9 protein-coding genes and 2 pseudogenes are annotated in these 7,552 nt (G+C 68.0%); 7 read left to right on the forward strand and 4 right to left on the reverse strand.

Going from position 1 to position 7,552, the window contains the following annotated elements; translation table 11 throughout:
* A partial coding sequence (locus tag ACIRJP_RS41460) for a transposase (RefSeq protein ID WP_404186260.1) occupies positions 1–697 on the reverse strand: 697 nt, incomplete at its 3' end.
* A 284-nt stretch (positions 698–981) separates the two neighbouring features.
* Between ACIRJP_RS41460 and ACIRJP_RS41465 the strand changes: the two are divergent.
* From ACIRJP_RS41465 to ACIRJP_RS41485, 5 genes and pseudogenes are all read left to right on the forward strand, one after another.
* Positions 982–1,206 (forward strand): annotated as a pseudogene (locus tag ACIRJP_RS41465) (IS6 family transposase); the annotation flags it as partial.
* Positions 1,207–1,210: 4 nt separating this feature from the next.
* Positions 1,211–1,972: pseudogene (locus tag ACIRJP_RS41470) on the forward strand (ISAzo13 family transposase); the annotation flags it as partial.
* A gap of 56 nt (positions 1,973–2,028) precedes the next feature.
* On the forward strand, positions 2,029–2,391 hold the full coding sequence (locus ACIRJP_RS41475; protein ID WP_404186262.1) for a hypothetical protein: 363 nt from the start codon (positions 2,029–2,031) through the stop codon (positions 2,389–2,391).
* A gap of 285 nt (positions 2,392–2,676) precedes the next feature.
* Entirely contained in the window at positions 2,677–3,465 is a 789-nt protein-coding gene (locus tag ACIRJP_RS41480; protein ID WP_404186264.1) for a hypothetical protein, read from the forward strand.
* 200 nt (positions 3,466–3,665) lie between these two features.
* Positions 3,666–3,974, forward strand: coding sequence for a hypothetical protein (locus ACIRJP_RS41485; protein WP_404186266.1), 309 nt, complete (start codon positions 3,666–3,668; stop codon positions 3,972–3,974).
* On the opposite strand, the gene ACIRJP_RS41490 is transcribed toward ACIRJP_RS41485, so the two are convergent.
* Complete coding sequence (locus tag ACIRJP_RS41490; RefSeq protein ID WP_404186268.1) at positions 3,875–4,861, reverse strand: LysR family transcriptional regulator; 987 nt, start codon at positions 4,859–4,861, stop codon at positions 3,875–3,877. The genes ACIRJP_RS41485 and ACIRJP_RS41490 overlap by 100 nt on opposite strands.
* A 102-nt stretch (positions 4,862–4,963) precedes the next feature.
* On the opposite strand from ACIRJP_RS41490, the gene ACIRJP_RS41495 reads away from it, so the two are divergent.
* Positions 4,964–5,455 (forward strand): GNAT family N-acetyltransferase, encoded by a 492-nt coding sequence (locus ACIRJP_RS41495; protein WP_404186270.1) that lies wholly within the window; start codon positions 4,964–4,966, stop codon positions 5,453–5,455.
* 224 nt (positions 5,456–5,679) lie between these two features.
* Here the strand turns inward: ACIRJP_RS41495 and ACIRJP_RS41500 are convergent, their stop codons facing one another.
* A complete protein-coding gene (locus ACIRJP_RS41500; RefSeq protein WP_404186272.1) occupies positions 5,680–6,030 on the reverse strand; it encodes a hypothetical protein in 351 nt (116 codons plus the stop codon).
* 338 nt (positions 6,031–6,368) lie between these two features.
* Here ACIRJP_RS41500 and ACIRJP_RS41505 point away from each other — a divergent pair, with 338 nt between their 5' ends.
* On the forward strand, positions 6,369–6,794 hold the full coding sequence (locus ACIRJP_RS41505) for a ParB/RepB/Spo0J family partition protein (protein WP_404186274.1): 426 nt from the start codon (positions 6,369–6,371) through the stop codon (positions 6,792–6,794).
* On the opposite strand, the gene ACIRJP_RS41510 is transcribed toward ACIRJP_RS41505, so the two are convergent.
* A partial coding sequence (locus tag ACIRJP_RS41510) for an IS3 family transposase (protein ID WP_404186276.1) occupies positions 6,791–7,552 on the reverse strand: 762 nt, incomplete at its 5' end. The genes ACIRJP_RS41505 and ACIRJP_RS41510 overlap by 4 nt on opposite strands.

The following is a 7,552-nucleotide window of genomic DNA, read 5'->3' on the forward strand; positions in this document are numbered from 1 at the left end:
CGGCTATCCGCTGGTTCAGGTCGTCGATCTCTTCGGTCAGGTGCTGGATTCGGCGGGCCAGCAGACGCAGGGTGTGCCGGGCAGCTGTAGCAGGCACGGTCGCGTCCAGAGCTTCCAGTGCGGCGCACCGCTTGATCAGGTGCGGGTTGGTCAGGCTGGCCAGGGCCTCGCGCAGGGCGGAGTCGGCGCAGACCAGGACGCTCTTGAGCTGGTTGATGGCCTGGGTGCGGGACTTGATCGCGGATCCCTTGGCGAGTTTGAACAGCCGCAGCATTTCCACCGGGCCGTCGCTCGTCTTGGCCGTGGCGGTGGCGCGTCCGGACAGCACGGCGCGGGCGGCGGCCTCGGCGTCGACGGCGTCGGTCTTGCCGTGGCGCCGGCGGGCGGCCTTGTCCGGCTGGTTGACCTCCGTGACCTCGATTCCCTCGGCGTGCAGGTGGCGGGCCAAGGCTGCCCCGTAGGAGCCGGTGCACTCGACGCCGGCACGTCGCACCACCCCGAACGAGCGGGCCCAGGCGACGAGTTGGCGGTATCCCTGCGCGGTCGCCGGGAAGCTCCGGCCGTCCAGGGCGGCACCGAGCATGGTGATGACAGCCGCGGCGTGAACGTCCTTGTGGGTGTCCACGCCGAGCAGGATCTCCTCGGCGGCGTCGGCCGGGATGTGACACGGGGCAGCGGATTGCGTGATGCTGGTCAAGGTCGCCTTCTCCTGATCGCCTTGGGTGCTGGTGGCCGTCGCCGGGCCGGGGCGGTCAAGACTGTGACGGTGCCTGTCGCGAAGGCCCCTATCGGGACACGTCCCCTGCCTGGCGGCAGCACGCACCGCACCGAGCAGGCAGCCGACAGATCAATGCCAAGGCACACGGCCAGTCACGTTGCGAGTCAAGCCACCGCCCGGAGCGGCACCCGAACATCCTCACAGTCACGTTGACTGACCGGGTGGGATGATCTTCTGGTTGGTCATGCTGGGAGGGGTCGTCCGTGGACAGCGCGCCGCCGTCGTACAAAGGCCACCGGCACCCGGTGGAGATCATCGCGCACTGCGTGTGGCTGTACTTCCGTTTCCCACTGTCCTACCGCGAGGTCGAGGAACTGATGCTCGAGCGCGGCCTGCTCGTCTCCCACGAGACCGTCCGGCGCTGGTGCGCGAAGTTCGGGCAGGCCTACGCCAACGGCCTGCGCCGCCAGCGGCCCCAGCCCGGGGACAAACGACCACGCCAAGAACTTCCAGGCCGCCGGGGACCCGGTGATCAGCGTGGACACCAAGAAAAAGGAGTTGGTCGGCAACTACAAGAACGCCGACCGCGAGTGGCACCGCGAAGGTGATCCGGTCCGGGTTCACACCCACGACTTCCCCGATGCCGATCTGGGCAAGGCGATCCCATACGGGATCTACGACCTCACCGCGGACACGGGCTGGGTCAACGTCGGCACCGACCACGACACCGCAGCCTTCGCCGTCGCCTCCGTCCGCCGCTGGTGGCACGCGGTCGGGCGCGACACCTACCCGCGCTCGCACCGTCTTCTGATCACTGCGGACGCGGGTGGTTCCAACGGCTACCGCACCCGGGCCTGGAAGTTCGAGCTGGCCGCGCTGGCTGTTGAGACCGGCCTGGAGATCACCGTGTGTCACTTTCCTCCGGGCACATCCAAGTGGAACCGAATCGAGCACCGACTGTTCTCCCACATCACGATGAACTGGCGGGGCAGGCCGCTGACCAGCCATGAAGTAATCCTGAACAGCATCGCAGCAACCACCACCCGCACCGGGCTGACCGTCCGCGCCGAACTCGACACCGCCATCTACGAGACCGGGGTCCGTATCAGTGACGGGCAGCTGAACGCCCTGCCACTGAGCCGCCATGACTGGCACGGCGACTGGAACTACACCCTTCGCCCCCAGGAACACTGTCGGGACGGCGTCCTCCCGATTCCGCCCAGAACGAAGCCGGCCCCGGCCGCGACTGGCTGACTCATCCCGCTCTCACCGGCATCCCGCACGAACAGTGGGACTCCCTGGTCACCGAGTTGGCCGCGGCCCGCGCGGCTCAGCGGGAAGCCGACCTCCATCAGCGACGCGGCGGTGACCGGCAGAAGACCCCTGCCGCCGGCCTCTACACCGGCCGACGCCCCGGCCTCACCCTCGTCGACCGGCTCCTGGCCACCATCCTCTACCAGCGGTTCAAGCTCCCCCAGGTCGTCATCGCTCCCCTCTTCACCGTGACACCCGTGACCCTCAACCGGGCCATCAGCCAGACCCGCCGACTCCTTCACGACGTTGGGCACACCGCGGAACCCGCTCAAACACAGCTAGCCACCCTCGACGACCTCACCGACTACGCCGCACACCTCGGCATCCCCACACCAGAGATCAAGACGGCGAGTTATTGATCGGCAGGCCCTAACTACCCGGCCTTGGGGAAACTTCACTGGTGACATGTACCGCGCTCCGGCACAGAACGGTGTGACTGAGCGCTCCGGCTGGCCAGTGAGCACCTCAGTTGGCCGCTCCATGCTCAGCGGCCTGTTGAGGCCGGCTTGTCTTCGTTCCCTCGCGTTTCCGGCTGCCGCATTCCCCAGTGCCGCCGCGCCTTGATCTTGCTTCGATCCCAGCCCCAAGTACCGGCCCGACAGCCGATCTTGTGGAGCCGACAGACCGGCTGCTTGACTTCCCCCATGACTAAAGGAGCAGACACGTTCGGCGACCTCGGCCCGGTGGTCAGCCGGCATGCGGTGGACCACCGGAAGCGATGGGTGAACGCAGGCTGCGCACTGCTTATAGCCATCCCGTCCGGCTGGCTGGGCGTGTGGGGCTGGTCGGCAACCGGCGAGGGGTCGGCCGGCAGCAACAAGGCGATCGGCCTGCTGCTCGGCCTTGGGCTGGGCGCCATTGCGATCGCGGCGACCCAGATCGCGCGGGCCCTGCGCGGGGAGCGCGGCGAGTACTTCGAGGTTCGCCAGGGCGGCCTGGTTCATGGATCCCAGCGGGGCGCTGCGGGCTGGCCCTGGAACCGCGTCACCTCGCTTCACGTCGACGGCGACGCGGTGAACGGCCTCGCGACCCGACTCGGCAACGGCTACCGCATTGAGATCGAACTCGACGACGGCACCCGGCTGCGGGCTGACGGGCTCACCGAACGCGCCGGCGACCTGGGACGCGCCCTGCTGACACAGTGCCCGCACGTCGCTCTGAAACCGCGGATCCCCTGGTACGGCCGGGCGGGCAGTTGGCCGCTGGCAGGGGCCGCGGGCTGCGCGGCAGCGATCCCCGCGATGATCTTCTACATCGCGAACCACCCGGACAAGGAACACCGGACCTACTCCGGTCAGGGCATGACCATGGTGAGCACCGAACCGGGCATCAGCGAGGCTGCCATCGCCTTCCTGACCATCGGCATGCTGGTGTGCGCCATCACCGCAATCACCCTCGTCATTGCCTACGTGCGCGGCAGGGCGTATCGCTGAACCGCTTGGTGCACAGCACCGCCTCCTCGCGGTTACACGGGAGCCGTCGGAGGAACTCTGCCGCGGCTGCACACAGGGCGTGCGATGAGGGCCGCCTCGTGCGGGCAAGGCAGCGCGGCCACCTGTGACGCTCAGAATGGCCAGATGAAGCTCAGTCACAAACGGATGATGCCCCGGGCAGCCGGTGCCAGCCTGACCGTATGACTGCACTTCCCCGGCGGCGGGTGTACGGATCCGACCACGACGACCCCGACCCCTACGAGCAACCCGGCCGCGAGTACGTCGAGCTCGTCGGCGGGGCACTGGACGGCCAGCTCGTCGACGTCCCCCACTGGACACCCTCGGAACGCGCCACCGGGGCCATGCTGATCACGAATGACGGCACGTACGGGGCCGGCGGCCGCGCCGACTACGAAGCCCGCCCCGGCGAGCCCGGCCGGTGGGACTGGTCGGCGACACCCCCTGAACCCGGGCGGGCCCGTGGTGGGCTCGCTCGGTCGTGGCCATGACCTGCCACAGACTCAGATGCTGCAATGAAGGCTTGCACGAGGGGACGGTTGTCTCCTCGGCGGGTGGCCATGAAGATCCGGCTCGCTGTGGGAGGCCCGTCGAGTTCGAGACGTTGGGCGCCTGCGGGGAGCAGCGTCGTGACGCTGTAGGGGGCGATGGTGACGCCAAGGCCGGCGGCGACGAGCATGATGATGGTGTGCCAGTTCGAGCACTCTTGCGCGGCCTGGGCGTCGATGCCGGCGTCCCGCAATGGCTGTGTGTTCACGTCGAACGCTTGAGCTCCTGCTGTACGTGGGAACAGGATCAGCGGGTCAGTGGCCAGCGCCGCTGCTTCCACATGGTCGCTGCTTGCGGCGGGGTGCTCTGTGGGGATGACGGCGACGAACCGTTCCGTTGCCAGCAGGGAAAGGTCGATATCGTCTCGTTCCTCGGCATCCCGCACGATCCCGACGTCGGCTGTGCCGCGCTGCAGGGCCGCCAGGACGTCGACGGTGAAGCCGTCGTGCAGTTTGATCTGGACGTCTGGGCGGCGGCGGGAGAATTCACGGAGCCGTTCGCTGACGATCGCGGTGGCGGAGGTGATGAAGGCGACATCCAGGCGGCCGGCCTCGCCGCGCCCGACACGGCCGGCCTCGTCGAGGTCGGCCGCCAGACGGCCCAGAAGGTCCCTCGCCCGTGGCTGGAACGTCGCTCCTGCCTCTGTGAGGCGGACGCTTCGGGAGGTCCGCCGGAACAGCTCAACACCGACAATCTTCTCGAGCTGCCTGATCTGCTGGGACAGGGCCGGCTGGGCAATGTTCAGCCGCTGGGCGGCGCGGCCGAAGTGGAGTTCCTCAGCCACAGCCAGAAAGTACCGGAGATGCCGGAGCTCGATTCGCTGATCCATAGTTCAAACTTATCGATAGAGGCTACCGCTTGTATTGGACATATGAGTGAGTGGGACCGGAGGCTGCTAACGGGAAGCTGCACCGGAAAGGAAACCCGCCTCATGCCGTACACCTCTGCCCCGACCGTGGTCTCCTCGATCGCCTCACAGAGTGATGCCGACGCGTTCTGCGCGTTGAACGAGGAGTGGATCTCACGCCTGTTCACACTGCAGGAAGAGGACCGGGCGGTTCTCGGAGATCCGTTCGGCCGCATCGTGGGCCCGGGCGGCGACGTGCTCCTGGCACGCGAGCCGGGCAGCGGCACCGCTATCGGGTGCGTCGCACTTCTGGCCTACCCGGACGCCGTGTTCGAACTGGCGAAGATGGCCGTGGCCCCCGCCGCGCAGGGACGCGGCATCGGCCGCCAACTCATAGCCGCAGCGATCGACCGCGCCCAGGCACTCGGTGGGGCCCGGCTGTTCCTGGGCACGAACAGCAAGCTGGCTCCCGCCATCCACCTCTACGAGGAAGCCGGGTTTATCAGGATCACCCGCAACCGTCTCCCGGTGGCCGACTATTACGCCCGCGCCGACACCCTCATGGAACTGAAGTGACGCCCCGGCCCGGAGCCCGGGGTCTGCCTCGCCACGGCTGTCTTCGCCAACACGTCGGTTAGGGCCGCCGTCCGCAATCCTGGGGCCAGCTTGCTTGAGATTTCCGGCACCGCAGCGTCTCACTTGATCTGGTCGGCGCCGGTCACAGCCTCGACTTCGAACCAGATCATGACGGGACAGGTCGGCTGGCGCCGGAGCGGGCGCGGGCGAGGAGCGCGGCGAGGTCACCGGCGGCTTCGGGTTCGGTGGTGGCGGGCCGCGAACGCCAGCTGGTCCATGTCGATGCCGGGGACCAGGCGGACGAGTTCGGCGAGCAGCGCGGCGTGCGCGAGAACCGACGGCGGCAGGAGGCTGGCGGCGGCTTCACGGGCGGTCGGGTCACGGTAGTGCCCGCGGTGCGCGGCCAGGGCACGGGCGAGCCAGGCGTCGACGTCGGCCCGGACGTACCCGCCGGCTTCGCCCGGCGCCGTACGACGCGGCGGCCGATGCGGGCGGGGTCGCGGTGCCCGCCGGCGCGGCGGGTCTGGCAGCGCGACCGCGACCAACAGGTTCCGCGTCGCGCATGCGGCGGGCACTGCCCGCGCGGTGCTGAGCGGCAGCGGCCGCGGCTTCGGCGGTGCACGTCGCGGCGGTGATCGGTCGTCAAGCCGCTCGGCATTCCCTACCTGGTCGTCATCAACAACTGGGATCCCCGTGACGGGGAAGCTGACCTTGAGCAGACCAAAGACTTCGTCAGGGCCCAGGGATGGAAGCTGGCGAACACGGTCATCCGGCACTACAAGGTCCACACCCGAGCAGCGCTCGAAGGCACCGTCGTCACGCAGTACAAGAAGAATCGCGTAGCAATGGAAGCACGCGAGGACTTCTACCAGCTCGCCCTGGAGCTCGGTGCCGGTAAGAAGGACCGTCGCTGATGGCCGCCACCAAGAAGCCCTGGGTGGATCTGATCGATGGCCCTGGCAAGGCCGGGAAGAAGAGCACGGACAGCACTGACCAGCCCGCCAAGCCGGAGCCCCCGCCGACCACCGTGTACATGCACACAGTCATCGGCAACCCCGGCAACCCGCGCACTGAACTCGACTACACCGACGAGGACGCGGAGTTCCGCGAAATGAAGGACTCGATGCGATCAGTGGGCCAGCTGCAGCCCGCTGTCGCGATGTCGAGTGATGCGTTTCGGCGTGCCAAGCCCGAGCACGCCGATGCCATTGGCGACGCAGAATGGGTCGTGATCCTCGGGAACAGGCGATACCACGCGGCCAAGCAGCTCGGCTGGACCAAGTTCGAGATCCGGGTCCGAGACCGTGTCAAGCCCCGGGTTTCGTGGAGAGTGAGTTAGCTGGTTTTTTGGAGTGCTGCAGGTGGTTCGGCCGCGTAGTGGGCGGCTTCGTGTTCCGCGGGGGTGATGTGGCCGAGCTCACCGTGCAGGCGTCGCTGGTTGAACCAGTCGACGTACTCGGCGACGGCGATCTCAACGTCGTCGATGCCGGGCCACGGGCCCTTGTTGCGGATCAGTTCGGCCTTGAACAGGCTGTTGAACGCCTCGGCGAGGGCGTTGTCGTACGAGTCGCCCTTGGAACCGACCGAGGCCACGGCGGCCTCGTGTTCGAGGCGTTCGGTGTAGCGCAGAGCTCGATACTGGACTCCGCGGTCCGAGTGATGTGTGAGGCCGCTGAGGTCGGCACCGGTGTGCCGGCGGCGCCAGATCGCCATCTCCAGCGCGTCGAGCGCGAGGTCGGTGTAAAGGCTGGTGGCGACCTGCCAGCCGACGACCATGCGGGAGAAGACGTCGATGACGAAGGCGGCGTAGACCCAGCCGGAGAAGGTGCGGATGTAGGTGATGTCCGCGACCCACAGCTGGTTCGGGGCGGTGGCGGTGAACTGCCGCTCGACCAGGTCGGCGGGCCGTTCGGTCTCGGGGGCTGGACGGGTGGTGCGCGGGCTCTTGGCCCGGATCACCCCTCGCAGTCCGGCCTGGCGCATGAGGCGTTCGACCGTGCAGCGGGCCACCGTGAAGCCTTCGCGCACCAAGGCGGCATGGACCTTGCGGGCTCCGTAGACGCCGTAGTTGTCGGTGTGGATGCGGCGTATCTCCTC

It is taken from the genome of Streptomyces sp. NPDC102437 (genome assembly GCF_044765565.1).
GTDB lineage: Bacteria > Actinomycetota > Actinomycetes > Streptomycetales > Streptomycetaceae > Streptomyces.